This window comes from Neorhizobium sp. BT27B (assembly GCF_050455485.1).
GTDB lineage: Bacteria > Pseudomonadota > Alphaproteobacteria > Rhizobiales > Rhizobiaceae > Neorhizobium.
Window position 1 is genome coordinate 1 of the sequence record NZ_JBCIYT010000043.1, and the last position, 931, is coordinate 931.

Here is a 931-nt window from a genome sequence, read left to right on the forward strand (position 1 = left end):
AGCTTTGCCGGGAACATGGAATGAGCACGGCGTCCTTTTACAAATGGCGATCCAAATACGGCGGCATGGACGCGTCGATGATCAGCCAGATGAAGGCTCTGGAGGATGAGAACCGTCGGCTGAAGAAGATGTATGCCGAGATGAGCATGCAGGCCGAACTTCTGAAGGAGGCTTTGGGAAAAAAATAACACGGCCGTCTCAACGCCGAGAGATGGCCGTGAAAGCAGTGGCATTGCGCGGGGTTGGTGTTGCGCTTGCCTGCCGCACCTTCGCGGTCAGCGAGACCTGCTATCGTTACAGCGCCAAGTTGAACGACGAGAACGAGCAGATCGCCGATCTGCTCATCGGCTTAACGCGGGCAAAGAAGACGTGGGGCTTCGGTCTGTGTTTTCTTTATCTGCGCAATGTCCGGGGACATCGCTGGAACCACAAGCGCGTATACCGCATCTACCGCGAACTGGAGTTGAACCTCAGGATCAAGCCACGCAAGCGTTTGAAGCGGGACAAGCCCGATCCCTTGACTGTGCCGGATGCGCCGAACCTGGTTTGGTCCATGGATTTCATGGCGGATCGTTTGGAGGACGGTAGGCAATTCCGGCTGCTGAATGTCCTGGACGACTTTAACCGCGAGGGGCTGGGCATCGAGGTAGACTTTTCGCTGCCTGCTGAACGCGTCATCCGCAGTCTGAACCAGATCATCGAATGGCGCGGCAAACCGTTCGCCATTCGTGTGGATAATGGGCCTGAGTACGTCAGTGGCAAACTGATGGAATGGGCCGAAACGCAAGGAATTGCCTTGAGCCACATCCAGCCCGGAAAGCCGCAACAGAATGCCTATGTCGAGCGCTACAACCGCACCGTCCGACATGAATGGCTCGACCAATACATCATCGAAAGCATCGAGGAGGCACAGGAATTCGCCACGCAGTGG

General features: G+C 56.3%; 1 pseudogene. It reads left to right on the forward strand.

Annotated features, from left to right (window positions below):
• Positions 1-931, forward strand: a pseudogene (locus AAIH70_RS30965) (IS3 family transposase); the annotation flags it as partial.